Genomic DNA, 25,917 nt, shown 5'->3' with positions numbered 1-25,917 from the left:
GCCGTTCACCGGGTCTCCTTCCGGAACTGCACCACACCGGACAGAGCGGCGACGACGATGAAGACGAGCCCCACCACGGGGTGCCCGATCGAGATCCAGCAGCCACCGGCGGCCACCACCAGGGCGACCTCGACGATGGTCTTCCCGACCACGTCCGTCTCGATCGGCGAGGCGGGCGAGCGGAAGAAGTACCAGACCAGCGCCGCGAACACCGGCGCACCGATCATGAACAGGATCGCCGGCATCGGGAACGGCCACGCGAAGTAGCCCCACGTCGCCAGCGACAGCAGCCCGAACGTGCACACCAGGATGCGGAGCACGCGCCAGCCGTCGAGCCGGCGCGGACGGATGGCGTGCGGGTCCGGGGTCTCTCCCCAGTCGACGGGGGACTGCGGTGCTGACATGCGGGTCCTACTTGAAGATGATCGTGCGGGCGCCGTCGAGGAGGACTCTGTCCTCTGCGATCCAGCGCACCGCCTGGGTGAGCGTGCGGGACTCCTCGTCCTGCCCGATCGACACGAGGTCGGCGGGGTCCTTCGTGTGGTCGACCCGCACCACGTTCTGCTCGATGATCGGCCCCTCGTCGAGGTCGCTCGTGACGTAGTGCGCCGTCGCGCCGATGAGCTTCACGCCGCGGGCGTGCGCCTGCCGGTACGGGTTCGCACCCTTGAAGCCGGGCAGGAACGAGTGGTGGATGTTGACGGCGCGACCCTCGAGCGCCGCGCAGAGCTCCGGCGACAGGATCTGCATGTAGCGGGCGAGGACGACCAGTTCGATGTCGTGCTCCTCCACGGCGTCGAGGATGCGCTGTTCCATCTGCCGCTTCGACTCCGCGTCGGTGACGGGACGGTGCTCGAACGGCACCGAGTAGAACGACGCGAGCTCGGCGAGGTCGGCGTGGTTCGACAGGACGAGGGGCACCTCGATCGGCAGCTGCCCACCGCGCTGGCGGTAGAGCAGGTCGTTGAGGCAGTGGCCGGCCTTCGACACGAGCACGAGGGTGCGCAGCGGCCGGCCGACGACGTCGAGCTGCACGCGGGCGTCGTAGCGTTCGGTGACGGGCGCGAGGGCCTCCTCGAAGGCGGCGCGGTCGACCGGCGCCATCACCTGCAGGCGCATGAAGAACGTGTTCGTGTCGACGCTCGAGAACTGCTGCGACTCGGTGATGTTGCCCTGTGCGGCGACCACCGCTCCGGAGACGGCGTGCACGATCCCGGGCTGGTCGTCGCAGACCAGCGTGAGGGTCCAGTGCGTTGGGGTCGCGGGCGTCGGGTCGGTCACCGGATCAGGGTACCGGGGTGGGGCGGTGCGGCGCGGCGCGGAGTGGAGTCGCGCGGTCGAGGGAGCAGGAAACGTCGGGTGCGGCGTGTGGACCCGACGATTCCTGCTCCCTCGACGGGCCGGCGGGCTCGGGCGCGGGCTCGGGCTCGGGCGCGGGAGCGGGCGCGGCGCAGGCGGCGCTACACTGCGCGCCGCCCCAACGCCCGGTCCCCGATCGTCAGCACGCTCAGCAGCACCGCCACCCCGACGATCACCCACGCGAGCACGTGCAGGTCCGGCGTCGTCGGAGCCTGCCCGAACACGCCGCCGATCAGCGACGACGCCGCGATCGCCCCGATGTAGACGCTCGTCCGCGAGAGCCCCGCCGCCGTGCCGATGGCCTCCGCGGGCACCACGCGGTACAGCGCCGCCTGGTTCGACACGGACGCCAGGGCCTGCGGCACCCCGAACAGTGCCGGCGCGAGCAGGAGCAGCCAGACGGGCGACCCGGCGTGGAGCAGCAGCAGGAGCGCCCCGCCGACGATCGGCACGACGGCCGCGACGATGAGCGGCCCGCGCACGGCGGTCTTCCGCGCGACGAGGAACGACACGACGCCGGCGACGATCGCGGCCGGCAGCTGCAGGTACCCGGCGACGTCGCTCGAGTACCCCGCGACGTCCTGCACCCACTGCGAGAAGCCGTAGGTCACCGTGTAGGCCAGCACGTAGGCCAGGAAGAGTCGCACGTACGTCCGCGACAAGGCGCCGTTGCGCGCGAGCATCCGCACGTCGATGAACGGCTTCACGGCGCGCAGCTCCCACAGCACGAGCGCGACGAGCAGGACGACCGCGACGCCGAGCAGCCACCAGAGACCGGCCGACAGGTCGAGCAGGAACACGAGCAGCGCCGACACCGTGCCGGTCATCAGCAGCAGGCCGAGCGGGTCGAGGGAGGTCAGGACGGGCAGGCCCTCGTCGGGGCGCGGGCGCAGCCGGTCGGACGGCAGCCACAGCGCGGCCACGACGATCCCGAACACGGCGAGCGGCACGTTGACCAGGAAGATCGCGTGCCAGCCGAACGCGGCGATGAGCGCGCCGCCGAGGGGCGGCCCGGCCGCAGCGGAGACGAGCGAGGTGATGGACAGGGCGCCGAGCACGAGCGACGGCGTCGGCTTCCCGATGCGGAGCGAGTGCTGCCGGAGGGTCGTGAGCGCCGCCGGGTACGCCGACGACGTCCCGATGCCGATGAGCACCCGGGCGAACACCGCGCCGCCGAACCCGGTCAGGAACTCGGGCACCACGCCGGCGATCCCGACGATGACGAGCCCGGTCAGGAAGACCTTCTTCGGCCCGAACCGGTCGGCGAGCTTGCCCATCGTCGGCTGCGCGATCGCACTCGCCAGGTACAGCGCGGCGACGAGCCAGATCGCCTGCGAGGCACCGATCCCGAGATCACGCGAGATCGGGGCGAGCGCGACGGACACCATGGTCGTGTTGATCGGGTTGAGGAGCGGCCCGACCAGGACGGGGACGAGGAGCTTCGGGCCGAAGCCGCTCCCCGTGCTGCCGGAGGGGACGACGGGTGTCGGGGTGGTTGCGGTGGACGTGGTGTGCTGCCTTTGCGACGTGGTCGCGTCGTGACGGCCTGGAGGCGCGGCTCGCGTCAGGTGCGCGGGTCGCCGCTCCGGGTGGTCACGGTTCGACGAGGGTTTCGAGGATGGCGAGGGAGCGCGCGACGGTCTCGCGGTCCTCGGGGGAGAGCGTGCCGAGCAGCTCCGTCAGGACACGGCTGCGGGCGGCCCACGCGTCCTCGCGGGCGGAGGCGCCCGCAGGGGTGGCACGGACCAGGGTGCGTCGGCCGTCGGCGGGGTCCTGCCGGCGTTCGACCAGTCCGAGGTCGACGAGCGCCTGGATCGTCGCGCCCATGGACTGAGGACGGACACCCTCGGCCCGGGCGAGGTCGGCGGTGGTGCTCTCGCCGTGCCGGAGCAGCCGTCCGAGCGCGGCGGTCTGCGAGGCGGTGACCTCGTCGGACTTGCCGGTGAGCAGTGTCCGGCGGACGCGCCCGTAGATCGTCAGCAGGTCGCTGGCGAGGTCGGGTGCGCTCGGGGAAGCCATACCGCGACGGTACTACTTCAGCAGGAGAACTTGCAAGGCTTCCTGTCGATCAGGTGAGCCGATCCCGGAAGGTGAGTCGTGCCTCCAGGCCGGCGACCCACCGGACGCACGTCAGCGGACGGCGGTGAGCGTCTCGATCAGGTGCTCCTGCACGTACCCGAGCCAGTCGTAGACGTCCCGCAGCCCGACGCCAGAGTCGGACCGGTACGACCGTTCCTCGCTCGCCGAGTCCACGATGCCCAGTCGGTCCGCGATCGTCAGGCGGAGATCGGTCAGGCAGCGGAGCCAGGCCTGCTCGTCCTCCGCACCGAACGCGCCGTCGCGCGCACCGGTCAGCCACTCGTGGACCGTCGTGACGTTCGTGGTCTTCTGCGCGACCAGGTCCGACTCGGTCAACCGGCGGAACTCGGCACTCGCGTCCTCGTCCTGCGGGTACGCGTCCGGGAACATCCGGACCGCCACGGGGTCCGACGCCAGGTCGCCGGCGAGGACCTGCTGCAGCTGCTCGGTGAGCGACGTGAGGACGGAGCGCTCGCCGGAGGACATGCCGAGGTGGACGCCGTCGGCGCGGCGGACGAACGGGATCACGTGGTCGGGGCCTTGTCCACGGAGGCCTGCAGGCCGTAGCCGTGCATCGCCTCGACGTGGGCCTCCATCGCCTCGCGCGGGCCGGTCGCGACGATCGCCCTGCCCTCGTCGTTCACCTGCCGCATCAGCCGCTCCGCCTTCGGGCGCGGGAACCCGAAGTACCGCTGGAAGACGTAGGTGACGTACGACATCAGGTTCACCGGGTCGTCCCACACGACCGCGACCCAGGGGGAGTCCGGTCGGACGCTCGTGCGCTCGTCCACGTCGGGCGTCAGCATGGTCATGGAACCAGGGTGACACGAACGGGCGGCCTCGGTACGATCGTGGGGTCGCGACTGGCGTTGGATGGGTCACCATCGGGAAGCGACACCTGACACGGTGCGCGGCCGTACGCCTGGGCCGCGCCCCACCGTCCACCTCGTCGTGCACGCGCGCGACGGACAGACAACGAGGAGTCCCGTGTCCATCACCGATCTGCCCCCCGCGGCCGACACCACCACCTTCAACGCCCCCCTCAGCCAGGTCGACCCCGAGATCGCACGCGTCCTCGAGCAGGAGCTCGGCCGTCAGCGCGACACCCTCGAGATGATCGCGTCCGAGAACTTCGTGCCGCGTGCGGTGCTCGAGTCCCAGGGCTCCGTCCTCACCAACAAGTACGCCGAGGGCTACCCGGGCAAGCGCTACTACGGCGGCTGCGAGTACGTCGACGTCGCCGAGCAGCTCGCCATTGACCGGGCCAAGGCGCTCTTCGGTGCCGAGTACGCCAACGTGCAGCCGCACTCCGGCGCGACCGCGAACGCAGCCGTCCTGCACGCCATCGCCTCGGCCGGCGACACGATCCTCGGCCTCGAGCTCGCGCACGGCGGGCACCTGACCCACGGCATGAAGCTCAACTTCTCCGGCCGGATCTACAACGCCGTCGCGTACGGCGTCGACCCCGAGACGTTCGAGGTCGACTACGACGACATCCGCGCGAAGGCCATCGAGCACCAGCCGAAGGTCCTCATCGCCGGGTGGTCCGCCTACCCACGGCAGCTCGACTTCGCCAAGTTCCGCGAGATCGCGGACGAGGTCGGCGCGAAGCTCTGGGTCGACATGGCGCACTTCGCCGGCCTCGTCGCCGCCGGCCTGCACCCGTCCCCGGTGCCGCACGCCCACGTCGTGTCCTCGACGGTGCACAAGACCCTCGGCGGCCCCCGCTCCGGCATCATCCTGTCCAACGACGAGTCGCTGTTCAAGAAGCTCAACTCGGCCGTGTTCCCGGGCCAGCAGGGCGGTCCGCTCATGCACGTGATCGCCGCCAAGGCCACCGCGTTCCTGCTCGCCGGCACGCCGGAGTTCAAGGAGCGCCAGGAGCGCACCATCCGCGGCGCGCAGGCGCTCGCCGAGCGTCTGACGGCCGACGACGCGAAGGCCGCCGGCATCGACGTCCTCACCGGTGGCACCGACGTGCACCTGGTGCTCGTCGACCTGCGCACCTCCGAGGTCGACGGCAAGCAGGCCGAAGACCTGCTGCACGAGGTCGGCATCACCGTGAACCGGAACTCCGTGCCGTTCGACCCGCGTCCGCCGATGGTGACCTCGGGTGTCCGCATCGGCACCTCGGCGCTGGCCACCCGCGGGTTCGGCGACGCCGAGTTCGCCGAGGTCGCCGACATCATCGCGCTGACGCTCATGCCGAACCCCGACATCGCGGCGCTCTCGGCCCGGGTGAAGACCCTGACCGACGCGTTCCCGCTCTACGCGTGAGCGGCGCGCTCCCCCGTTCCCTCTGGGCTGGTGAGGGCAGTGCTGTCCGCATCGACGGCACCGCCCTCGCCGCCCGGACGCTCGACGAGCTCCGCGTCCGCATCGACCGGTTGCACGAGCACGGCATCCGGCCGGGGCTCGGCACGATCCTCGTCGGCGAGAACCCCGGGTCGCTGTCCTACGTCGCCGGCAAGCACCGCGACTCGGCGCAGATCGGGCTCGACTCGCACCGGATCGACCTGCCCTCCACCGCGTCCGCAGCCGACATCCGGGCCGCGATCCTGCAGATGAACGACGACCCCCGGGTCACCGCGTTCATCGTCCAGCTCCCGCTGCCGCAGGGGATCGACCCGACCCCGATGCTCGAGCTGATGGACCCCGCGAAGGACGCCGACGGCCTGCACCCGACGAACCTCGGTGAGCTCGTGCTCGCCGTGCCCGGTGGCGCCGGAACGATCGACGCCCCGCTGCCGTGCACCCCGCGTGGCATCGTCGCGATGCTCGAGGCGTACGACATCCCGATCCGGGGTGCGCACGTCACGATCATCGGGCAGGGCCTGACCGTCGGGCGTCCGCTCGGCCTGTTGCTCACCCGCCTCGAGGCCACGGCGACGCTCACGCACTCGCTGACCGCCGACGTCGCGGCCGAGTGCCGCCGTGCCGACATCGTCGTCGCGGCGGCCGGGGTCGCGGGCCTGGTCCAGCCGGACTGGGTGCGGCCCGGTGCCGCGGTCATCGACGTGGGCATCACCCGCATCGTGAACGAGGAGACCGGCAAGGCTCGCCTCCGCGGGGACGTCGACCCGGCCGTGGCGTCCGTCGCGGGCTTCATGTCGCCGGTCCCCGGTGGCGTCGGGCCGATGACGCGGGCGATGCTGATGAAGAACGTGGTCGAGGCCGCGGAGCGCCACCTGAAGTAGCGCGCGGGCGGCCGGCCGCGCGCTGCGTCGGCGCCGCGGCCGCGCCCCGAGCCTCGACGACACTGCCGCGAGACTCGGGGCGGTGCTACGGTCTCGCCATGGGGGAAGAACGACTGCTGACCGAGCCGGTCCTGCGACCGCGACCCGAACCGTCGCAGCTGACGAAGGACGCCCGCTGGCTCGTCGTCATCGTGCTGCTGTGCATCCTGTTCCAGCAGCCCGGGTCGACCTGGAGCCTGGACGTCGAGCACGCCGGGCAGCAGTACTCGTTCGTGTCCCACCCGTCGCTCGGGTGGACGATGCTGACGGTCGGGTTCGCGGTCGTCGGTTTCGTCGTGGCGATCGCCCGCCGCGGAGCCCGTCGGTTCGACGAGCACACCGTGATGGGCCTGGCGCTCGCGGGCGTGCTCGGGACGACAGTGCTCGTCTGGCTGCTCATGCCGGCGCAGATGGCGTGGCTGCAGTGGGCCGTCGAGCACGGTCGGACGCACCCGTTCGTCCTCGGGAACGTCGTGGAGCACGTCCGGTACGCGGACTACACCGGCTGAACGCGCTGCGACGACCGGTCCCAACAGGTCCTGCGGCCGGTCCTTTCGCGCTCAGCGACACCTCACGGGCGGTCGAGCGCGTGAGGTGTCGCTGCGCACGAAACCCCGCCGCGGGCGCGACTGCCACCGCGCCGGGCGCGACCGCCCCGCGCCGAGCGCGACCTTCAGTCGCGCCGGGCGCCCTGCGCGGCGTGCACGGTGAACACGTTCGGCTCGCGGTACCCGGCCGCCGCGAAGGCGGCGGTGACGGCCGCGGTGATCGCACCACGGGCCTCCCGGTCGACCAGCGCGATCGCCGCACCACCGAAACCGCCACCGGTCATGCGTGCGCCGACCGCACCCTGCTCGATCGCGGTCGCGACCGCCAGGTCGAGCTCCGGCACGGAGATCTCGAAGTCGTCGCGCATCGACTCGTGCGAGGCGACGAGCAGCGAGCCGATCGCGCGCGGGCCCTGCTCGCGGAGCGTGCGGACCGTGTCGAGGACGCGCTGGTCCTCGGTCACGACGTGACGGACGCGACGGAAGGTCTCGTCGTCGAGGAGCTCCTGCGCACGCGGGAGGTCCTCGACCGTGACGTCGCGGAGCGCCTCGACCCCGAGGACCTCTGCACCCTTCTCGCACGACGCCCGGCGCGCGGCGTACCCGCCGGTGGCGTGGGCGTGCTCGACGCGGGTGTCGATCACGAGGACCTCGAGACCGTTCGCCTCGAGCGCGAGGTCGACGACGGCCGTGTCGAGCGTCCGGCAGTCGAGGAAGACGACGGCGTCCTGCTCGCCGAGGAGCGACGCGGACTGGTCCATGATGCCCGTCGGAGCGCCGACCGCGTGGTTCTCGGAGTACTGGCCGACGCGCGCCAGCGTCTTCCGGTCGAGTCCGAGCTCCCACAGGTCGTTGAACGCGAGGGCGACGCCGCACTCGATGGCGGCGCTCGACGAGAGCCCAGCGCCGACCGGCACGTCGGAGTCGATGAAGACGTCGAACCCGGTCTTGCCGGTGAGGTCGGCACCCTGCTCGCGGAGCGCCCAGGCGATGCCGAACACGTACGCCGACCAGCCGCTCATCGCGTCGGGGGAGAGCTCGTCGAGCGAGAGCGACACGGGGCCGCCGGCTTCGTCGAAGGCCGAGGCGACCCGGAGCACCCGGTCCTCGCGCGGGGCGATCGACGCGGTCGTGCGGCGGTCGATCGCGAACGGCAGGACGTACCCGTCGTTGTAGTCGGTGTGCTCGCCGATCAGGTTGACCCGACCCGGGGCGGAGTACTGCACCGCGGGCTCGTACCCGTAGACCTGCTGGAACGTCATGCTCGTTCGATCCCTCCTCGGATGAACTCGGCCGCCTTCTCGGGCACGAGGTCCCCGATCCAGGCGCCCATGGCGGCTTCACTGCCGGCCAGGAACTTCAACTTGTCCGCCGCACGTCGCGGCGAGGTGATCTGCAGCATCAGGCGCACGGTGTCGCGGGCCGTGTGCACCGGGGCCTGGTGCCAGGCGGCGATGTACGGGGTCGGGTCGCCGTAGAGCGCGTCGAGACCACGGGTGAGCCGCAGGTGTATGTGCGCGAGCTCGTCCTTCTCGGCGTCGGTGAGCCCGGCGAAGTCCGGCACGTGCCGGTGCGGCAGCATGTGGATCTCGATCGGCCAGCGCGCGGCGAACGGCACGAACGCGGTGAAGTGCTCACCGGCGAGCACGACGCGCTCCGAGGCACGCTCGTTCGCGAGGTGCTGCTCGAACAGGTCCGGCCCGAACCGCTCGATCGACGCGAGCAGCCGCTGCGTGCGCGGGGTGATGTACGGGTACGAGTAGATCTGCCCGTGCGGGTGGTGCAGCGTGACGCCGATCGCCTCGCCCCGGTTCTCGAACGGGAACACCTGCTGGATGCCGGGCATCGCCGACAGTGCTGCGGTGCGGTCCGCCCAGGCCTCGACCACGGTGCGGGCCCGTGACTCGGAGATCGACGCGAACGAGCCCGAGGTCTCGGGGGAGAAGCACACGACCTCGCACCGGCCGACCGAGCGGAGCTGCCGGTTCAGGCCGACGTCGCTCAGGGACTCGAGCGAGGTGGGGGCGTCGTCCGCCTCGAGCAGGGGGCCGAACGACGGCGACCGGTTCTCGAACACGGCGACGTCGTAGCGGCTGGGGATCTCGGACGGGTTGGCCGGGGTCTGCGGCGCGAGCGGGTCCTGGTCGGCCGGCGGCAGGAACACCCGGTTCTGCCGCGACGCCGCGATGGAGACCCACTCACCCGTCAGGACGTCCTGCCGCATCCGCGCCGTCTCCGGCCGCGGGTCGAGCACCCGCTCGTCGATGCTGCGCTCGGCGGGCAGCGTCGAGTCGGCGTCGTCGAAGTAGATGAGGTCGCGGCCGTCCGCGAGCTTCGTCACGCGCTTGGTGATCATCGACCCACCCTAGCGCGCATCCGAAGCGTTGCGAAAGACTCCGGAAGCAAGCGAAACTGGGCCCATGACGGACGACGACCTCTCCTTCCTCGCCGGCGCGCTCCCCGCGCCGCTGCGCCAGGACCGCATCGTCTCCATCGTCGAGGGCGCACCCGGCCTGGTCCGGACGGCCGCCCTGGCAGCGGCGCTCGGAACGAGTGAGGTGACCGTCCGGCAGGACCTCGCCTCGCTCGAACTGGAGGCACGGATCCGGCGGGTGCACGGCGGTGCCGTCCGCCTCGGGGCCGGTTCCGGCGAACGGCCCTTCGAGGAGACCGCCGTGGAGCACCAGGTCGCGAAGGCGGCGATCGGCCGTGCGGCCGCGGCGCTCGTGCGCTCCGGCCAGTGCGTCGTGCTCGACGTCGGCACCACCCCGGCCGCCGTCGCCGAGGCGCTCGTGGCCCGGACCGACCTCGTCGACCTCACCGTCGTCACGAACTCCCTCACCACGGCGCTCGCACTCGAACGGGCCGTGCCGCGCTTCACCGTCGTCGTCACCGGTGGCACGCTGCGGCCGCTGCAGCACTCCCTCGTGGCGCCGTTCAACAACACGCTGCTGCCACTCATCGCCGCGGACGTCGTGTTCCTCGGCGGCACGGGCGTCGACGTCGAGCACGGACTGACGAACGTCAACCTGCCCGAGACCGAGGCGAAGCGCATGCTCGCGGCGACCGCTCGGCGTACGGTCGTGGTCGCGGACGGGTCGAAGTTCGGCCGGGCCCACATCGGGGTCGTCCGCGCGCTCGAGGACATCGACGTCGTCGTCACCGCCGAGACCACGGCGGACGCCGTCGCCCCCGTCCGGGCGGCCGGGGTCGAGGTCGTGGTGGCCGACGGCAGCGACCGTGCCACGGCAGCAGGAACCGGAAGGAACGAGACCCCATGACCGCAGCAGCACCCACCGGTGGCCAGTACCACCTCCGCCATGCCGGACCCGACGGGGTCGTCGAGGCGGTCGTCACCGAGGTCGCCGCGGGCATCCGGGAGCTCCGGGTCGCCGGGTTCGACCTGACCGAGCCGTTCCCCGTCTCGGAGCAGCCGCCCGGGGCGAACGGCATCGTGCTGGCGCCGTGGCCCAACCGCGTGGCCGGCGGGGTCTGGCAGCTCGACGGCAAGCGGCAGCAGCTCGACGTCTCGGAGCCGAAGTACGGCAACGCCTCGCACGGGCTGCTCCGGTTCGCGCCGTACCGGGTCGTGTCCCAGACCGAGTCCGGCATCGTGCAAGAGGCCACGATCCACCCGCAGCACGGCTGGCCCTTCACCCTCGAGACCCGTGTGCACCACGAACTCGTCGACGACGGCATCCGGGTCACGCACGAGGTCGTGAACCGGTCCGGCGTGCGCGCGCCCTTCGCGATCGGCGCGCACCCGTACCTCCGCGCCGGCGACACCCCCGCTGACGACCTCGTCGTGACGCTCGACGCCGCGACGGCGTTCACCGTGGACGAGCAGAAGGTGCCGAACGGATCGGTGCCCGTGGACGGAACCGGGTACGACCTGCGGCAGGGCCGTCGGGCGGGGGACTCCGACCTCGACACGGCCTACCGGGACATCACGCCCGACGCCGAGGGGCTCCGCCGCACGACGCTGCACGGGCCGGAGGGTGACGGTGTGCAGCTCTGGCAGGACGAGTCGTTCCCGTACGTGCAGGTGTTCACGTCGCGCGAGTTCCCCCGTGGCGACGGCACGGGGCTGGCGGTGGCGGTCGAACCGATGACGGCGCCGGCGAACGCGCTCAACTCCGGTGAGGGGCTGCGCTGGCTCGAGCCGGGCGAGTCGTGGACCGGCTCGTGGGGGATCCGCCGCGTCTGGTCCTGACCCGGTCGCTCCGTCGCACCCGGCGTGACGGAGGCCCCGCCGGTGTTCCGGCGGGGCCTCCGTTCGTCTTCCGTCGTCAGGCGCGACGCATGCGGAGCGCCTCGACCGCGAGCGACTCGGTGGCGTAGCGCCCGACCTCCTGCGCCCAGGCCGGATCGTCACCGCGGAGGGCGATGAAGTCCTTGCGCTGCCGGCACACGTACCCGAGCACCGCGGTGGCGGTGGCGACCTCGGCGAAGTCCTTGCGGATGTGGCGGGTCGTGACCTGGGCGTTCCGGCGGAGCGTGTCGAGCAGGAGCTCGTTGCTCATCGTCGTGTTGGTCGAGGCCGCGAGCTCGACGATGCGGCGCGCGTCACCGGTGGTGCTGGTCGGCGTGGCTTCGATGTGCTCGGTCACGGTGTACCCCGTTCGTTCTGCGGTGGTGCTGTGGTGCAGGACCCGGCGATCGGATCCGGGAACGACACTATCGGCGCCACGCCAACAGTCCGCTGAACGCCGACTGAACTGTGCGGTGGAACGGCCATGAACTGGCTGAGGGGGACTTGTACCCCGGTTGCCCCCGGACTGCTCGCCCACGGGGGCGTCCGTTTCCCGTGCAATCGGGACGGATGACGCAGGCGCGCGGATCGCGCACGGCGTTACGTTGAGAACTGCTCCGATCCTTCCGCCGACAGGGAGGCAGCGGCCAGCCCGCGTACGAGGTGGAGCACACGATCACGGAGGTTCAAGATGGCGTTCGTCACTGCCAGCGATGGTGCGGAGATCTTCTACAAGGACTGGGGGCCGCGTGACGCGCAGCCCATCGTCTTCCACCACGGATGGCCGTTGTCCGCGGACGACTGGGACGCGCAGATGCTGTTCTTCCTGGCGAACGGCTACCGCGTGATCGCCCACGACCGCCGCGGGCACGGACGGTCGTCGCAGATCGGCACCGGGCACGACATGGACCACTACGCGAGCGACACCGACGCGCTGGTGCAGCACCTCGACCTGCGGGACGCGATCCACATCGGGCACTCCACCGGTGGCGGACAGGTGGCACGGTACGTCGCGCAGTACGGCGAGCCGCAGGGCCGGGTCGCGAAGGCGGTCCTGGTGTCCTCCGTTCCCCCGATCATGCTGCAGAGCGACGCCAACCCCGAGGGCACGCCGATCTCGGTGCTCGACGGGTTCCGCAGCGCGCTCGCCGCGAACCGGGCCGAGTTCTACCAGGCCGTCGCCGAGGGCCCGTTCTACGGCTTCAACCGGCCGGGCGCCGACGTCTCCGCTCCCGTCATCGCGAACTGGTGGCGCCAGGGCATGATGGGCAGCGCGCTGGCGCACTACGAGGGCATCAAGGCGTTCTCCGAGACCGACCAGACCGAGGACCTCAAGGCCATCTCGGTGCCGGTCCTCGTCACGCAGGGCGACGACGACCAGGTGGTCCCGTACAAGGCCGCGTCGCTCAAGCAGGCCGAACTCCTCAGCAACGCGACCCTCAAGATCTACGAGGGGTACCCCCACGGCATGCTGACGACCCACGCCGACGTCATCAACCCGGACCTCCTCGCCTTCCTCAAGAGCTAGGCCAACCGGTCCGGAGGGGCGCGCACCGGCACCACGCCGGGCGCGCCCCTCGCTCGTGCGCGGCGACGTCCGCTCCGCGTCGCGGCACAGCGCCCGCACGGGCGTATGACCCCGCACGAACGAGTCGTTTGACCGATGAGCCGCGGGAGCGATCGGTCTAGCGTCCATCGACATGCAGACCGAGCAGCTGGAGCAGGCCGACCGGGAGCTCGCCGCGCTCCACGCGGGTCGGCGGGAAGCCGTCCGCGAGATCGTCGTCGACGCCGTGCACCGCGGTGAACTCACTCCGTCGAGTCGCGCGTTCATCGTCCGGGCGACCGGGTCGACGTTCCTCGCGGACGTGCTCACCGAGGCGATCGCCGAGCGCGCCGGAGCGCCGCGATCCGTCGAGGGGACCGCGGGGTCGGACGACCGGCTCGTGGGGTCGGACGAGCGAGTCGAATGACGCTTGGGGTCGGTCCCCGCCACCTGTTCCGATGGTGCTGACGCGCACACCGGCACGAAGGAGCAGACGATGACGGACCAACCCACCCCTCCGCACCACGAGACACCCACCGTCGGGGACCCCGACCTCCCCCAGGAGGGACTCGTCAACATCGCGGACGACAGCGCCGCGAACACGATGACGGGGCCGCAGAACCCGGTGCTCGCGGAGCAGTTCCCGAGTCAGCTCAACGCGCCGGCGACGGACATCAGCACCCAGGCGTTCTTCTGGTCCTCGTTCAACATCTCGCCCCGACGGGTCCAGCGTGGCGGGTGGGCGCGGGAGCTCACCCAGTCCGACTTCGCGATCTCCGACGAGATCGCCGGCGTGAACATGCACCTCGAGCCCGGGGGCATCCGCGAGCTGCACTGGCACCAGACCGCGGAGTGGGCGCTGATGACCCGCGGGTCCTGCCGGGTCACCACGTTGAGCCGTGAGGGGCTGCCGAGCGTGGAGGACGTCTTCGAGGGTGATCTCTGGTACTTCCCCGCGGGGCTCCCGCACTCCCTGCAGGGCCTCGGGCCGGACGGTGCGGAGTTCGTCCTCGCCTTCGACAGCGGCGAGCAGTCCGAGAGCAACACCCTGCTGCTGACGGACTGGTTCGCCCACACCCCGCCGGAGGTCCTGGCGAAGAACTTCGGCGTCGCGCAGGAGGCCTTCGCGGACCTGCCGCTGCACGACCTCTGGATCTTCCCCGGCGACGTCCCCGGTGACCTCGAGCAGGACCAGCTCTCCGCCGGCGTCGAGTGGGGCGGGACCGAGCCGGTCATCTTCCGGATGGCCAAGACGGCGCCCCGGTTCGAGAACAGCGGGGGCAGCATCCGGATCGCGGACAGCACGAACTTCCCCGCCGCGAAGACGGTGGCCGCGGCGCTGACGGTGGTGCAGCCCGGGTCGATGCGGGAGCTGCACTGGCACCCGAACGCCGACGAGTGGCAGTACTACCTGAAGGGCCAGGCGCGCATGACGGTGTTCAACACCGGGCCGCACGCGAACACCATGGACTTCAAGGCCGGCGACGTCGGGGTCGTGAAGCGGAACCTCGGGCACTACGTGGAGAACACCGGCACGGAGCCGCTGATCTACATCGAGACGTTCCGGAGCGACCACTACGAGGAGGTCTCGCTCGCGAACTGGCTGGCCCACCTGCCGCCGTCGCTGGTGTCGCAGCACCTGAACATCCCCGAGGAGGTGCTCGCGACGTTCCCGCGGCAGTCCCAGGGCATCGTCCCCCTGCGGTAGGAGACGGCAAAGACTGTGGGCTCGCGGTCAGGAGACTGTGGGCCCCGTGGGGCTCGAACCCACGACCCTCGGATGAAAAGCCGTGGTTCAGGAGCCTGTGGGCCCCGTGGGGCTCGAACCCACGACCCTCGGATTAAAAGTCCGGTGCTCTACCAACTGAGCTAGAGGCCCTCACCCGCAAGGCTAGCGGGTGAGGGCCTCCGGTTCGGAACCGTTGTCCTGGTGTCAGCTACGCCGACCCGTGAGCGTGCGGAGGAGCCACACGATCACCGCGACGATGAGCAGCACGATCCCGACCCAGAGCAGGAACTTCAGGCTCGCGGTGAAACCACCGACGAACAGCAGGATGACCGCGATCACGGCCAGGATGATGAGCAGGGCGTTCATGGAGAGTCCTCTATCTTCACGTCCGGGAGGGGTGCCTCCCTGGCGGTGCACGGTACCCGGATCCGGCCGGTTGCGTTCTCGGCGAACGGGGGACGAGAACGTCACCGGCCGCGCCTACACTGTCGCGGTGCCTCGCGATCACCACCGTCCCGTCCACTTCACCGACCAGGAGTTCGCCGCGATCCAGGGCGGCGAAGACCCTGCCGTGGTGAACCGTGTCGCCCACGAGACCGCGAACGCGCTGCTCCACCGCGTGCGGCAGGACCCGGACCCGGCGGTCGTCGAGCGTCTGGTGACCTACACGGACGTGCACGGCATCGACGCGATCGCCGAGCTGTGGGCGCGCGTCGGGGCGCACACGCTGCCGGGCGCCCTGTGGCGGATCTACCTGGTGCGCACGGTGATCCGGCAGAACCCGACCGAGATCGCGTACTTCTTCGAGCGGGGTGCGGAGCGGATCGGCACGATCGACCAGGCGGTCGCGGGTGCCGAGGAACCGACGGGGCCGGCGGAGATCCTCACCCTGGCGGACCGGATCCTGCACGGCCTGTACACGGGCGACCTCGCGGTGGCGCTCGACCGTGGGGCGGCGTTCTGCCGGCTCACCGCGGCGGGTGCGACGTCGGTCGCGGACGACTCCGACCTGACGGCGTCGGACCGAGCGAGCGAGCTGACGACGCGGGCGCTCCGTCTCACGGAGCTGGCAGCCGACCTGACCGAGGCGGCGGCGCTCTGGCGTCGCGACAGCCTGGACTGAGCGAGCGGCGGGGCGGAGCCGAGCCGCGCCTCCAGACCGAAGACGCACGACCAGGCCGAACCCGGAAGACCAGGCCGGGGCGGACGACCAGCCGAAGCTGCACGACCAGGCCGGACCCGGAAGACCAGCCCGAGCGGGCAGAGGAAAACCGGGCCGCAGAAGCGCCTCTCGGCGCGAGGCCGCTCGAAGCGGCGAATTTTGGAGCCCGGGGCTTGCTGCGGCCCGGCGAGATCGATTCTACGAGACGTCGGCCGTGCGCACGACCCGTGTTCACTCTCGGTGGACACGACGGGGTGCCGGGCGCGCCCCGGACAACCCACCGGGCGTGTCCCGGGCGCGCCCCGGACAACGCACCGGGCCCGCACCGGACGCGCCCGGACGGGGTCCGCAGCCGCCGAACGGAACGGGTTCGAGAACTCCTCCAATCCGACCGCCCGAGCGTGCCGAATCATCATCGTGGCAGGCGTCTTCGCCGGTCACGATGCGAGGGCCCCGTGCGACCCGGTCCGCTCCCTGGCGGTCAATTCCCTGCGGGTCACACGGGCCCTCGTCCGGCTCGCACCACACGACCCGAACGTGTGTGTGCGAGCCGAACTCACAGGCCAATCGCAACCGGGAGGAGGGAAACCTGCAATGCTTGCACTCGTGGAACGCGACACCGAGAGCTGGAGCTCAGCCGAGCCGGCTCAGGCGTCGCCTGACGACCTCCTCGCCCGGGTGGCGGCGGGCGACCAGGCTGCCTTCTCCGACCTGTACGACGTGCTGTCGGGCCGTGTGCTCGGTCTCGTGACGCGCCTCCTCCGGGACCGTGCGCAGTCGGAAGAGGTCGCACAAGAGGTCTTCCTCGAGGTCTGGCAGCAGGCCACCCGCTACGACCGCTCACGCGGCACGGCAGCGAGCTGGATCCTCACCATGGCGCACCGCCGAGCGGTCGATCGGGTGCGGGCCTCGCAGTCCTCCCACGACCGTGACACGAAGATCGGCATCCGCGACTTCGAGGCCGGTTTCGACCAGGTCTCCGAGTCGGTCGAGATCCGCATCGAGCACGAACGGGTCAGCCGGGCGCTCGGCAAACTCACCGAGTTCCAGCGCCAGGCGGTCCAGCTCGCGTACTACGGCGGCTACTCGCACAGCGAGATGGCCGAACACCTCGGTGTCCCGATCGGCACCGTCAAGACCCGTCTCCGTGACGGGATGATCCGACTCCGCGACGAGATGGGGGTGACATCATGACCGAGCACCACGATGACCCTGCACTGCTGACGGGCTCCCACGCCCTCGACGCCCTCTCCGACGACGAGCGCGCACTGCTCGAGGCCACGCTGTCCTCGTCTCCCGAACTCCGGGCCGAGACGGATTCGCTGCGCGAGACCGCGCTGCAGCTCGCCTACGCCGTCGACCCGATCGAGCCGCCCGCGTCGCTCAAGGCGTCGCTGATGGCCCAGATCGCCTCGACCCCGCAGGCTGCGCCGCTCGCCTCGGCGCCTGCTGCTCCGTCCGCGACGGCCCAGGCTGCTCCTGCTGTTCCGACTTCCCAGGCTGCTCCGTCTGCCCCGGCTGGTTCGGCGGCCCCGCTGCTGTCCACTCCCGTCCCCGAGACGGACGGTGACGCCGGCCAGGAGGCACGGTTCACCCCCGCCACGTCCGTCACCACCCGTCGTGGCCGGGCCGAGGGCGCCGCGCAGCGCCGCTGGTTCCAGCGTCCGGCAGCAGCCCTCTCCGCCGCAGCCGCGGTCGCGGTGGTGTTCCTCGGCGTCGGACTCGGCGTCGGCACGTCCTTCGCTCCGTCGAACGAGCCCGGCCCGGGCACGACGCAGGCGAGCAGCGGACTCGACCGGATCTACGCCGCGTCGGACTTCAAGCGGAGCACCGCGAAGGTCGCCGGCGGCGGGACGGCCACGGTCGTCTGGTCGAACGACCTCGGCAAGTCCGCGGTCATCCTCGACGGTGTCGCGCAGGCTCCGAAGGGCAAGACCTACCAGCTCTGGTACATCGGCTCCGAGGGCACGGGTGGCAAGATCACCGCCGCCGGCCTGCTCGACGGGTCGACCGACGGTGTGAACGCGGCGGTGCTCTCGGGCAGCCGCTCGCACGACGTGACGATCGGCATGACCGTCGAGCCCGAGGGTGGCTCGAAGCAGCCGACGACGACCCCGATCATGGCGGTCACCACGGCCTGACGGCCTGACAGCGCTCTCCCCTCGCGTGGCACGATCCGCGAGGGGAGTGTTGTGCGTGGGCGGCGGCGTGCGCGGCGCGGGCGGCCGGGTCGGGCGGCCGGCGGGCGCGTGCGGGTCGGGCGCCGGCGCGACTCGGGCGATGGGGACGCGGACTCGGAACGACTCCGTCGATGTCGTACGACGACTGCGATGTCACACTGCCGCGCCCGCAACGGTCCGCGCCCGCAACGAACGACAAGGCCGACGTCGTACGACGTCGGCCTTGTCGTTCGGGGTCGGTCCAGCCGCCCCCGACATCACCGCGAACTCAACCGAAGCGGCCCGAGACGTAGTCCTCGGTGGCCTGCACGGACGGGTTCGAGAAGATCGTCGCGGTGTCGTCGTACTCGATGAGCTTGCCGGGCGCACCCGTGCCGGCGATGTTGAAGAACGCCGTCTTGTCGGACACGCGCGACGCCTGCTGCATGTTGTGCGTGACGATCACGATCGTGAACTCCTTCTTGAGCTCCTCGATCAGGTCCTCGATGGCGAGGGTCGAGATCGGGTCGAGCGCGGAGCACGGCTCGTCCATCAGCAGCACGTCGGGCTGCACGGCGATCGCCCGCGCGATGCAGAGGCGCTGCTGCTGCCCGCCGGACAGGCCCATGCCGGGCTTGTCGAGGCGGTCCTTGACCTCGTTCCAGAGGTTCGCGCCCTGCAGGGACCGCTCGACGACCTCGTCCGCCTCGGAGCGGGACATGCGCTTGTTGTTGAGCTTCACGCCGGCGAGGACGTTGTCCTTGATCGACATCGTCGGGAACGGGTTCGGCCGCTGGAAGACCATGCCGACCTGGCGACGGACGAGCACCGGGTCGACCCCGGGGCCGTACAGGTCGTCGCCGTCGACCTTGACCGAACCCTCGACGTAGGCGCCGGGGATGACCTCGTGCATGCGGTTGAGCGTGCGGAGGAAGGTGGACTTGCCGCAGCCGGACGGACCGATGAACGCGGTCACGGTGCGGGGCTCGATCGTGATGTCGACGCCCTCGACCGCCTTGAACTTCGAGTAGTAGACGTTGAGGCCGTCGACCTCGATGCGCTTGGACACGTGATTCCTTCGGGGTGGGTGGTGACGCTGGTCGCTCGGGTGGCGGGGACTAGCGGCTGAGCTTGGGGGCGAAGAGGCGGGTGATGAACCGGGCGAGCAGGTTGAGCAGCATCACGATGATGATGAGCAGCAGCGCCGCGGTCCAGGCCCGGTCGACGAACGGCACCGGGTTGGCGCCCTGCTGCGAGTACTGCGTGTACGCGAACACCGGCAGCGTCATCATCGGGTCCTTGAACAGGTCGTAGTTCATGCTCGCGGTGAACCCGGCCGTGACCAGGAGCGGTGCGGTCTCGCCGATGACGCGGGCGATGGAGAGCATGACGCCGGTGGTGATGCCGGCGAGTGCGGTGGGGAGCACGACCTTGAGGATGGTGAGGTACTTCGGGACGCCGAGCGCGTACGAGGCCTCGCGGAGCTCCATCGGGACGATCTTCAGGACCTCTTCGGTGGAGCGCACGACGATCGGGATCATCAGCACGCTCAGGGCAACCGAGCCGACCAGACCGAAGCGGGCGCCCGGGCCGAGGAACAGCGCGAACAGCGAGTAGGCGAACAGGCCGGCGACGATCGAGGGGATGCCGGTCATGACGTCCACGAAGAACGTGATGCCCTTCGCGAGCGCGCCCTTGCCGTACTCGACGAGGTAGATCGAGGTGAGCAGACCGATCGGCACCGAGATGAGCGCCGCGAACAGCGTGATCTCGAGCGTGCCGATGAGGGCGTGCACGGCGCCGCCGCCCTCGGAGATGACGCCGCGCATCGAGTACGTGAAGAAGTTCGCGTCGAAGCGGGCGAGGCCGTCGGCGAGGACCGTCCAGAGCAGCGACACCAGCGGCAGCACCGCGATGACGAACGCCGTGACGACGAGCGAGGTGATGAGGCGGTCGACCGCCTTCCGCCCGCCCTCGACGATGCGGGAGACCACGACGATGAGGACGTCGAACAGGACCGTGCCGAGGAACAGCGCCGCGACGACGTTGAAGTCCTTGACGGCGCCACCGGCGTTGAGCAGGGCGAAGACGGCGACCAGGGCGACCCAGGAGCCGACGAGGAGGAGCCACGGCACCGACTTGTGCAGTTTGCCGTTGGCGTACGCGTTGCCGGTCATGCCGGTCTGACGGAGAGCGAGGGACATCGGGTGTGACCTCTCAGGAGACCCGCTTGCGCACGATGTAGCGCGCCAGCATGTTGATGACCAGGGTGATGACGAAGAGGATCAGACCCGAGGCGATGAGTGCGTTGAGGGCCGTGCCGGACGCTTCGGCGAACTGCAGCGCGATGTTCGCGGCGATCGTCGACGGGTTCAGCGAGGTGAGCATCTGGAAGGTGACGTTCGTCGACACCGACAGCACCAGCGCGATCGCCATCGTCTCGCCGAGCGCGCGGCCGAGGCCGAGCATGATCGCGGACACGATGCCGGACTTCGCGAACGGCAGGACCGACATCCGGATCATCTCCCAGCGGGTCGCGCCGAGGGCCAGGGCGGCCTCCTCGTTGAGGCGCGGCGCCTGCAGGAAGATCTCGCGCATCACCGCGGTCATGATCGGGATCGCCATGACGGCGAGGACGATCGAGGCGGTGAGGATCGTGCGGCCGGTGCCGGAGACCTGCCCGGAGAAGAACGGGATCCAGCCGAGGTACTCGTTGAGGAACCCGTAGAAGGGCTTCACGAACGGCGCCAGCACGACGATCCCCCAGAGGCCGTAGACGACCGACGGCACCGCGGCCAGCAGGTCGATCACGTAGCCGAGCACCGGGGCGATGCGACGGGGCGCGTAGTGCGAGATGAAGAGGGCGATCCCGAGCGAGAGCGGCACGGCGATCACGAGCGCGATGAGCGCGGACCAGACGGTGCCGAAGACGAGGGGGCCGACGTAGTCCCAGAAGTTCGCGGCGCCGTTCGGCAGCTCGCCGACCTTGGCGCTGAACGCCGGGATGCTCTGCCAGACCAGGAAGGCGGCGACGAGCACGAGGACGAAGAGGATCAGCCCGCCGGCGATGACCGAGGCGGCGGAGAAGACGCGGTCGCCGACTCGGACGACGGCCTTCGGCTTGGGGGCGACGGGGGCCACTGGCTGGGCCGGTGCGGTCGTCATGGGACTCCTGTCGGAGGAACGCCGGGGGAGGCGTCGGGTTGGGGGGTGTGTCCGGTGGTGCGACCGTCGGGGCTGCGACGGCCGAGCGCCCGGACGCCGGTCAGGTGGGTGGGACCGGCGTCCGGGCGATCAGGGTGCCTTACTTGATGGAGGCGACGGCCTTGGCGGCCTTCTCCGAGAGGTCGTCCGTGAGGGCGGCCGACTTGGCCTCCTTCGCGGCTGCCTCCTGCGCGTCCTTCGAGACGACGTAGTCGAGGTAGCCCTTCACGAGCGTGCCCTTGTCGGCGTCCTTGTACTCCTGGCAGGCGATCGCGTACGAGACGAGCACGAGCGGCCATGCGCCGTCCGCGGTGTCCTTGCGGTCGATGTCGATCGCGAGGTCGTTGTCCGCGCGGCCCTCGGCCACCTTGGAGTCCGACACGACCTTGGCAGCGCCCTCGGCCGAGATCTCGGTGGCCTTGTCGCCGACCATGAGCTTCGCCTTGTCGAGGTCACCGGCGCCGGAGTCGTCGATGTAGGTGATCGCGTTCGAGGCGCCGGCCATGGCCGAGGCCACACCCGAGGTGCCCTTGGCGCTGTCGCCGATCTGGAACGGGAAGGTCTGGCTGGGCTCCTTGGTCCAGACGTCACCGGCGTTCGCCGAGACGTACTCGGAGAAGTTCTGCGTGGTGCCCGAGTCGTCGGAGCGGTGCACGACCGTGATGGTCGCGTCCGGCAGCTTCGCGTCCTTGTTGAGCGACGCGATCTGCGAGTCGTTCCACTTGGTGATCTTGCCCGAGAAGATGCCCGCGATGGTCTTCGCGTCGAGCGTGAGGTCCTTGACGCCGTCGACCTTGTAGGCGATGGCGATCGGGGAGATGTAGACCGGGATGTCGATGGCCTTCGAGTCCGCGGCGCAGAGCGCGAACGAGCCGGAGAGCTCCTCGTCCTTCAGCGCGGCGTCGGAGCCGGCGAAGTCCGCGGCACCCGAGATGAAGTTCTTGCGGCCGGCGCCGGAGCCGTCGGGCGAGTAGTTGACCGTGAGGCCCGAGGCGACGTTCTGGATGCCGGCGGCCCAGGTGGCCTCGGCGGTCTGCTGGGCGGACGAACCCGAGCCGGTCAGCGTGCCGGAGAGCTTCGAGTAGTCCGTCCCGGCCTTCGACGTGGCGGAGGGCGCGTTGCCCGCGCCCTCGTTCGCGGCGCAGGAGGACAGCACGACGGCGCCGACGATGGCGATCGCCGCCACGGTACCGATTCGCTTGATGTTCACAGGGGTCCCTTCGGGAAAGTCAGTGCAGGTGGGACCGCTGTGGTGGTCCCGCGGGCCGGTGCCGACCCGGGAGCGACTGTAGGGACGCGAAGTGACGGGGTTCCCCCGCGCTGGTGAACGGGAGGTGAACGAGGGGTTGTGTCGGACGCGGCGCCGTGCGCGGGCGCGCCGACGGGTGCAGGATCGGGAACGTCGTGCACTCCGCAGGAGCATGCAGACGCATGCGCCCGACTGGCGGCTTCCGGCTCGGGGCGGGCACGTGCGGGCCTGGAGGCGCGGGTCGCCCCGCCGACGTCGGCCTACGCCGCGACGGTGTTGCGGTGCGTCTCCACGGCGACGAGTCGGCCGTCGGCGATGTGCATCACGGCGAAGTCGCCGACCGAGAGCATGGCGGCGCGACGGAGGTCGAACCGGCCGCTGTCGTCCGCCGTCGCCGTGGCGATGCGGGCGATGATGTCCGGCAGCACCGGGCCGTGTGAGCAGAGGACGGTCGACTTCGCCTTCTCGAGGCGCTTCTGCACGACGCCCTTCACGTTCGCCGCACCGAGGTCGTGGGCGTCCTGGCTGATGTCCGGCGTGCTCGAGACGCCGAGTCGGGTCTTCGCCGACAGCGGTTCGACGGTCGCGAGGCACCGTGCCGCCGTGCTGCTGATGATCTTCTTCGGGCCGAACGCGGCGACGGGCGACGCCACCGCCCTGGCCTGGCTCCGGCCGACCGGCAGGAGCGGACGGGTGGCGTCGGGGCCGTCCCAGTCCGAGCCGGGCACGGTCTTGGCGTGCCGGAGTGCGATGAGCGCGAAGGTCCGGTGCTCCCCGGCGGCGACGCGGTCGGCGAACCGGTCGAGGATCGCGACGTCGCGCTCGTACGTCAGTCGGGCGCGGGCGTCGTCGAGGGTGACCCACTCGACCGCGGCGACCTCGTCGTTCGGGTGGAACGTGCCGGCGCGCTCGAGCTCCTTCGTGGAGACCCGCGCAGCCCAGTAGTGCACGACCTTGTCGCGACCGCTCGGCAGCACGTACTCGGCCGTGCCGAGGGGCGCACCGAGGTGCACGCGGTAGCCGGTCTCCTCGTCGATCTCGCGCACGGCGGTCGTCGGGACGCTCTCGCCCGGGTCGACCTTGCCCTTCGGGAACGAGACGTCCTTGTGGTGGTCGCGGTGCACGAGCAGGACGAGCGGGACGCCGTCCTGTTCACGCCAGACGACGGCGCCCGCTGCGACGACCGGCCCGGATGAGCCGCCGCTCACCGAGTGGAGCGCTTCCGCGCCGAGATCTTCCGCATGAGGACATTCTGCACGTCGTCGAGGGGTCGGCCGTCCTCGTCGGTGGAGTGGCGCGTCCACTCGCCGTCGGACTCGAGGTGCCACGAGCTCGTGGTGTCCGCCATCGCGAGGTCGAACATCTCCTCGACCTCGTTGACGTGCGCCGGGTCGGACAGGCGCACGAGAGCCTCGACCCGACGGTCGAGGTTCCGGTGCATCATGTCCGCCGAGCCGATGAACACGGCCGGGTCGCCGTCGTTGTGGAACGCGAACGCCCGGGAGTGCTCGAGGTACCGGCCGACGACGCTCCGCACGCGAATGGTGTCGCTGACGCCTTCCATGCCCGGCTTCAGCGAGCAGATGCCGCGCACCCAGACGTCGATCGGCACACCGGCCTGGCTCGCCAGGTACAGCGCGTCGATGATCTGCTCGTCGACCATCGAGTTGACCTTGATCCGGATGCCCGAGGGACGGCCGGCGCGGGCGTGGTCGGCCTCGGTCTGGATCCGCTTGAGCAGGCCCTTCCGGAGGTGCAGCGGCGCGACGAGCAGACGCTTGAACTTCTTCTCGATCGCGTAGCCGGACAGCTCGTTGAACAGGCGCGTGAGGTCCTTGCCGACGACGTCGTCCGAGGTGAACAGGCCCATGTCCTCGTAGATGCGCGAGGTCTTCGGGTTGTAGTTGCCCGTGCCGATGTGGCTGTAGTGCTTGAGCGTCCCGCCCTCTTGCCGGATGACGAGCACCAGCTTGGAGTGCGTCTTCAGCCCGACCAGGCCGTACACCACGTGCACGCCGGCCTTCTCGAGCTTGCGGGCCCAGGTGATGTTGTTCTGCTCGTCGAAGCGCGCCTTGATCTCGACGAGCGCCAGGACCTGCTTGCCCGCGGCGGCCGCGTCGATGAGGGCCTCGACGATGGGGCTGTCGCCCGAGGTGCGGTACAGCGTCTGCTTGATCGCCAGCACGTGCGGGTCGGCGGCGGCCTGCTCGAGGAACGCCTGGACGCTCGTCGCGAAGGACTCGTACGGGTGGTGCACGAGGACGTCCTTCGCGGCGATCGCGCGGAACAGGTCGGGCTTGGTGTTCGGCTCGCCGGGCTGGAACTGCACCGGGGTCGTCGGCACGTGCTTCGGGTAGTGCAGGTCCGGGCGGGCGATCTTCGAGATCTCGAACAGCCCGCCGAGGTCGAGCGGCGACGGCAGCCGGAAGACCTCTTGCTCGGTGATGTCGAGCTCGCGCACGAGCAGGTCGAGCGTCACCGGGTCCATGTCCTCGGTGATCTCGAGACGGATCGGCGGGCCGAAGCGGCGACGGAGCAGTTCGCGTTCGAGGGCCTGGATGAGGTTCTCGGCCTCGTCCTCCTCGATCTCGACGTCCTCGTTGCGGGTGACCCGGAACACGTGGTGCTCGAGCACCTCCATCCCCGGGAAGAGGTCGTCGAGGTGGTTCGCGATGAGGTCCTCGAGCGGGATGAAGCGCAGACGGCCGGAGTTGTCGTCCGGCAGCTTGATGAAGCGCGAGAAGTTCTGCGGCACCTTGAGGCGCGCGAACTCCTGCCGCTGCGACTTCGGGTTGCGGACTCGGACCGCCAGGTTGACCGAGAGCCCGGAGATGTACGGGAACGGGTGCGCCGGGTCCACCGCGAGCGGCATCAGGACGGGGAAGATCTGCTCGTTGAAGTACTCGCGCATGCGCAGCCGGTCGGCCTCGTCGAGGTCGGACCAGTGCTCGATGTGGATGCCCGCGGCGTCGAGGTCCGGCTTGAGCGAGCCGATGAAGGCCTGCGCGTGGCGGTCCTGCAGCTCGTGCGCCTTCTTCGCGATGTCGCGCAGGACGTCGGAGGGCGCGCGGCCGACGTTGGTCGGCACGGCGATGCCGGTGTCGATGCGGCGCTTGAGGCCGGCGACCCGGACCATGAAGAACTCGTCGAGGTTGGACGCGAAGATCGCCAGGAAGTTCGCCCGCTCGAGGAGGGGCTGCGTGCGGTCCTCGCCCAGCTCGAGCACGCGCTGGTTGAACCGGAGCCAGCTGAGCTCACGGTCGAAGTAGCGGTCCGTCGGCAGCGACTCGTGCTCGATCTCCACGACCTCGTCGAAGTCGTCGAGGTCCGGTGCGACGGATTCGCCGTCGAGCTGCGGTTCGGTGTCCATGCCCACATCCTGCCACCCGCCCCC

General features: G+C 70.5%; 27 protein-coding genes, 1 tRNA gene and 1 riboswitch. Of the genes, 11 read left to right on the top strand and 17 right to left on the bottom strand.

Going from position 1 to position 25,917, the window contains the following annotated elements; translation table 11 throughout:
* Positions 1–5: 5 nt before the first annotated feature.
* The 6 genes from EDF64_RS05295 to clpS form a co-directional block, all read right to left on the bottom strand.
* On the bottom strand, positions 6–404 hold the full coding sequence (locus tag EDF64_RS05295; RefSeq protein ID WP_083402760.1) for a YrdB family protein: 399 nt from the start codon (positions 402–404) through the stop codon (positions 6–8).
* A gap of 7 nt (positions 405–411) precedes the next feature.
* Positions 412–1,281 carry a formyltetrahydrofolate deformylase gene (gene purU, locus EDF64_RS05290; protein WP_071292162.1) on the bottom strand — a complete coding sequence of 290 codons (870 nt, stop codon included), beginning with the start codon at positions 1,279–1,281 and terminating at the stop codon, positions 412–414.
* 179 nt (positions 1,282–1,460) lie between these two features.
* Positions 1,461–2,783: an MFS transporter gene (locus EDF64_RS05285; protein ID WP_279512726.1), complete on the bottom strand. Its 1,323-nt coding sequence runs from the start codon at positions 2,781–2,783 to the stop codon at positions 1,461–1,463.
* A gap of 169 nt (positions 2,784–2,952) precedes the next feature.
* Positions 2,953–3,378 (bottom strand): MarR family winged helix-turn-helix transcriptional regulator, encoded by a 426-nt coding sequence (locus EDF64_RS05280; protein ID WP_133519027.1) that lies wholly within the window; start codon positions 3,376–3,378, stop codon positions 2,953–2,955.
* 111 nt (positions 3,379–3,489) lie between these two features.
* Positions 3,490–3,966: a DUF2017 family protein gene (locus EDF64_RS05275; RefSeq protein ID WP_133519026.1), complete on the bottom strand. Its 477-nt coding sequence runs from the start codon at positions 3,964–3,966 to the stop codon at positions 3,490–3,492.
* On the bottom strand, positions 3,963–4,250 hold the full coding sequence (clpS, locus tag EDF64_RS05270) for an ATP-dependent Clp protease adapter ClpS (RefSeq protein ID WP_133519025.1): 288 nt from the start codon (positions 4,248–4,250) through the stop codon (positions 3,963–3,965). Before clpS ends, EDF64_RS05275 begins: the two co-directional genes overlap by 4 nt.
* Positions 4,251–4,287: 37 nt before the next feature.
* Positions 4,288–4,373, top strand: a riboswitch (ZMP/ZTP riboswitch).
* A 58-nt stretch (positions 4,374–4,431) separates the two neighbouring features.
* On the opposite strand from clpS, the gene glyA reads away from it, so the two are divergent.
* From glyA to EDF64_RS05255, 3 genes are all read left to right on the top strand, one after another.
* Positions 4,432–5,715 carry a serine hydroxymethyltransferase gene (gene glyA, locus EDF64_RS05265; RefSeq protein WP_432207015.1) on the top strand — a complete coding sequence of 428 codons (1,284 nt, stop codon included), beginning with the start codon at positions 4,432–4,434 and terminating at the stop codon, positions 5,713–5,715.
* The gene (locus EDF64_RS05260; protein ID WP_133519024.1) at positions 5,712–6,635 is read left to right on the top strand and encodes a bifunctional 5,10-methylenetetrahydrofolate dehydrogenase/5,10-methenyltetrahydrofolate cyclohydrolase; all 924 of its coding nucleotides are present in this window, start codon (positions 5,712–5,714) and stop codon (positions 6,633–6,635) included. The genes glyA and EDF64_RS05260 overlap by 4 nt, the downstream gene beginning before the upstream one ends.
* A 98-nt stretch (positions 6,636–6,733) precedes the next feature.
* A complete protein-coding gene (locus EDF64_RS05255; protein WP_133519023.1) occupies positions 6,734–7,183 on the top strand; it encodes a hypothetical protein in 450 nt (149 codons plus the stop codon).
* A gap of 164 nt (positions 7,184–7,347) precedes the next feature.
* On the opposite strand, the gene galK is transcribed toward EDF64_RS05255, so the two are convergent.
* Both galK and galT read right to left on the bottom strand, forming a co-directional pair.
* Positions 7,348–8,484, bottom strand: a complete 1,137-nt coding sequence (gene galK / locus EDF64_RS05250; protein WP_133519022.1) for a galactokinase — start codon at positions 8,482–8,484, stop codon at positions 7,348–7,350.
* Positions 8,481–9,578 (bottom strand): galactose-1-phosphate uridylyltransferase, encoded by a 1,098-nt coding sequence (gene galT / locus EDF64_RS05245; RefSeq protein ID WP_133519021.1) that lies wholly within the window; start codon positions 9,576–9,578, stop codon positions 8,481–8,483. The genes galK and galT overlap by 4 nt, the downstream gene beginning before the upstream one ends.
* A gap of 64 nt (positions 9,579–9,642) precedes the next feature.
* Between galT and EDF64_RS05240 the strand changes: the two genes are divergently transcribed.
* A complete protein-coding gene (locus tag EDF64_RS05240) occupies positions 9,643–10,503 on the top strand; it encodes a DeoR/GlpR family DNA-binding transcription regulator (RefSeq protein WP_133519020.1) in 861 nt (286 codons plus the stop codon).
* Complete coding sequence (locus EDF64_RS05235; protein ID WP_133519019.1) at positions 10,500–11,435, top strand: aldose 1-epimerase family protein; 936 nt, start codon at positions 10,500–10,502, stop codon at positions 11,433–11,435. Before EDF64_RS05240 ends, EDF64_RS05235 begins: the two co-directional genes overlap by 4 nt.
* Before the next feature lie 76 nt (positions 11,436–11,511).
* Here the strand turns inward: EDF64_RS05235 and EDF64_RS05230 are convergent, their stop codons facing one another.
* Entirely contained in the window at positions 11,512–11,832 is a 321-nt protein-coding gene (locus EDF64_RS05230; RefSeq protein ID WP_133519018.1) for a hypothetical protein, read from the bottom strand.
* 333 nt (positions 11,833–12,165) lie between these two features.
* Here EDF64_RS05230 and EDF64_RS05225 point away from each other — a divergent pair, with 333 nt between their 5' ends.
* From EDF64_RS05225 to EDF64_RS05215, 3 genes are all read left to right on the top strand, one after another.
* Positions 12,166–13,002, top strand: a complete 837-nt coding sequence (locus EDF64_RS05225) for an alpha/beta fold hydrolase (protein WP_133519017.1) — start codon at positions 12,166–12,168, stop codon at positions 13,000–13,002.
* A 172-nt stretch (positions 13,003–13,174) separates the two neighbouring features.
* Entirely contained in the window at positions 13,175–13,447 is a 273-nt protein-coding gene (locus EDF64_RS05220) for a hypothetical protein (RefSeq protein WP_133519016.1), read from the top strand.
* Between the two features lie 69 nt (positions 13,448–13,516).
* A complete protein-coding gene (locus tag EDF64_RS05215) occupies positions 13,517–14,728 on the top strand; it encodes a cupin domain-containing protein (RefSeq protein WP_208108842.1) in 1,212 nt (403 codons plus the stop codon).
* A gap of 98 nt (positions 14,729–14,826) precedes the next feature.
* On the opposite strand, the gene EDF64_RS05210 is transcribed toward EDF64_RS05215, so the two are convergent.
* Both EDF64_RS05210 and EDF64_RS18105 read right to left on the bottom strand, forming a co-directional pair.
* Positions 14,827–14,899: transfer RNA gene (locus tag EDF64_RS05210), tRNA-Lys, on the bottom strand.
* Between the two features lie 54 nt (positions 14,900–14,953).
* Positions 14,954–15,115: a DUF2207 domain-containing protein gene (locus tag EDF64_RS18105; protein ID WP_166645612.1), complete on the bottom strand. Its 162-nt coding sequence runs from the start codon at positions 15,113–15,115 to the stop codon at positions 14,954–14,956.
* Between the two features lie 127 nt (positions 15,116–15,242).
* Between EDF64_RS18105 and EDF64_RS05205 the strand changes: the two genes are divergently transcribed.
* From EDF64_RS05205 to EDF64_RS05195, 3 genes are all read left to right on the top strand, one after another.
* On the top strand, positions 15,243–15,872 hold the full coding sequence (locus EDF64_RS05205; protein ID WP_133519015.1) for a DNA-directed RNA polymerase subunit beta: 630 nt from the start codon (positions 15,243–15,245) through the stop codon (positions 15,870–15,872).
* A gap of 633 nt (positions 15,873–16,505) precedes the next feature.
* A complete protein-coding gene (sigK, locus tag EDF64_RS05200; protein WP_208108841.1) occupies positions 16,506–17,105 on the top strand; it encodes an ECF RNA polymerase sigma factor SigK in 600 nt (199 codons plus the stop codon).
* The gene (locus tag EDF64_RS05195; protein ID WP_133519013.1) at positions 17,102–18,052 is read left to right on the top strand and encodes an anti-sigma factor; all 951 of its coding nucleotides are present in this window, start codon (positions 17,102–17,104) and stop codon (positions 18,050–18,052) included. The genes sigK and EDF64_RS05195 overlap by 4 nt, the downstream gene beginning before the upstream one ends.
* A gap of 307 nt (positions 18,053–18,359) precedes the next feature.
* Here the strand turns inward: EDF64_RS05195 and pstB are convergent, their stop codons facing one another.
* From pstB to EDF64_RS05165, 6 genes are all read right to left on the bottom strand, one after another.
* The gene (pstB, locus tag EDF64_RS05190; RefSeq protein WP_133519012.1) at positions 18,360–19,139 is read right to left on the bottom strand and encodes a phosphate ABC transporter ATP-binding protein PstB; all 780 of its coding nucleotides are present in this window, start codon (positions 19,137–19,139) and stop codon (positions 18,360–18,362) included.
* Between the two features lie 49 nt (positions 19,140–19,188).
* Positions 19,189–20,274 carry a phosphate ABC transporter permease PstA gene (gene pstA, locus EDF64_RS05185; RefSeq protein ID WP_133519011.1) on the bottom strand — a complete coding sequence of 362 codons (1,086 nt, stop codon included), beginning with the start codon at positions 20,272–20,274 and terminating at the stop codon, positions 19,189–19,191.
* A gap of 13 nt (positions 20,275–20,287) precedes the next feature.
* Complete coding sequence (gene pstC / locus EDF64_RS05180; protein ID WP_133519010.1) at positions 20,288–21,235, bottom strand: phosphate ABC transporter permease subunit PstC; 948 nt, start codon at positions 21,233–21,235, stop codon at positions 20,288–20,290.
* A 139-nt stretch (positions 21,236–21,374) separates the two neighbouring features.
* Positions 21,375–22,484, bottom strand: a complete 1,110-nt coding sequence (locus tag EDF64_RS05175; RefSeq protein WP_133519009.1) for a phosphate ABC transporter substrate-binding protein PstS — start codon at positions 22,482–22,484, stop codon at positions 21,375–21,377.
* A gap of 299 nt (positions 22,485–22,783) precedes the next feature.
* Positions 22,784–23,731 carry an NUDIX hydrolase gene (locus EDF64_RS05170; protein ID WP_133519008.1) on the bottom strand — a complete coding sequence of 316 codons (948 nt, stop codon included), beginning with the start codon at positions 23,729–23,731 and terminating at the stop codon, positions 22,784–22,786.
* A complete protein-coding gene (locus EDF64_RS05165; protein WP_133519007.1) occupies positions 23,728–25,893 on the bottom strand; it encodes an RNA degradosome polyphosphate kinase in 2,166 nt (721 codons plus the stop codon). The genes EDF64_RS05170 and EDF64_RS05165 overlap by 4 nt, the downstream gene beginning before the upstream one ends.
* Positions 25,894–25,917: the final 24 nt, after the last annotated feature.

Origin of the sequence: Curtobacterium flaccumfaciens, assembly GCF_004361695.1 — a bacterium.
Classification (GTDB): domain Bacteria; phylum Actinomycetota; class Actinomycetes; order Actinomycetales; family Microbacteriaceae; genus Curtobacterium; species Curtobacterium flaccumfaciens_B.
Note: the sequence above shows the minus strand (reverse complement) of the source record. Positions and strands in the feature narration are given on the sequence as shown.

Bases quoted from the DNA above. Each gene is read 5' to 3' on its own strand.
- sigK (WP_208108841.1), top strand. From the start codon at position 16,506: ATGCTTGCACTCGTGGAACGCGACACCGAGAGCTGGAGCTCAGCCGAG.
- EDF64_RS05280 (WP_133519027.1), bottom strand. From the start codon at position 3,378: ATGGCTTCCCCGAGCGCACCCGACCTCGCCAGCGACCTGCTGACGATC.
- pstA (WP_133519011.1), bottom strand. From the start codon at position 20,274: ATGTCCCTCGCTCTCCGTCAGACCGGCATGACCGGCAACGCGTACGCC.
- EDF64_RS05225 (WP_133519017.1), top strand. From the start codon at position 12,166: ATGGCGTTCGTCACTGCCAGCGATGGTGCGGAGATCTTCTACAAGGAC.
- clpS (WP_133519025.1), bottom strand. From the start codon at position 4,250: ATGACCATGCTGACGCCCGACGTGGACGAGCGCACGAGCGTCCGACCG.
- EDF64_RS05240 (WP_133519020.1), top strand. From the start codon at position 9,643: ATGACGGACGACGACCTCTCCTTCCTCGCCGGCGCGCTCCCCGCGCCG.
- galT (WP_133519021.1), bottom strand. From the start codon at position 9,578: ATGATCACCAAGCGCGTGACGAAGCTCGCGGACGGCCGCGACCTCATC.
- EDF64_RS05215 (WP_208108842.1), top strand. From the start codon at position 13,517: ATGACGGACCAACCCACCCCTCCGCACCACGAGACACCCACCGTCGGG.
- EDF64_RS05220 (WP_133519016.1), top strand. From the start codon at position 13,175: ATGCAGACCGAGCAGCTGGAGCAGGCCGACCGGGAGCTCGCCGCGCTC.
- EDF64_RS18105 (WP_166645612.1), bottom strand. From the start codon at position 15,115: ATGAACGCCCTGCTCATCATCCTGGCCGTGATCGCGGTCATCCTGCTG.
- EDF64_RS05255 (WP_133519023.1), top strand. From the start codon at position 6,734: ATGGGGGAAGAACGACTGCTGACCGAGCCGGTCCTGCGACCGCGACCC.
- EDF64_RS05295 (WP_083402760.1), bottom strand. From the start codon at position 404: ATGTCAGCACCGCAGTCCCCCGTCGACTGGGGAGAGACCCCGGACCCG.
- EDF64_RS05235 (WP_133519019.1), top strand. From the start codon at position 10,500: ATGACCGCAGCAGCACCCACCGGTGGCCAGTACCACCTCCGCCATGCC.
- EDF64_RS05195 (WP_133519013.1), top strand. From the start codon at position 17,102: ATGACCGAGCACCACGATGACCCTGCACTGCTGACGGGCTCCCACGCC.
- pstC (WP_133519010.1), bottom strand. From the start codon at position 21,235: ATGACGACCGCACCGGCCCAGCCAGTGGCCCCCGTCGCCCCCAAGCCG.
- EDF64_RS05165 (WP_133519007.1), bottom strand. From the start codon at position 25,893: ATGGACACCGAACCGCAGCTCGACGGCGAATCCGTCGCACCGGACCTC.
- galK (WP_133519022.1), bottom strand. From the start codon at position 8,484: ATGACGTTCCAGCAGGTCTACGGGTACGAGCCCGCGGTGCAGTACTCC.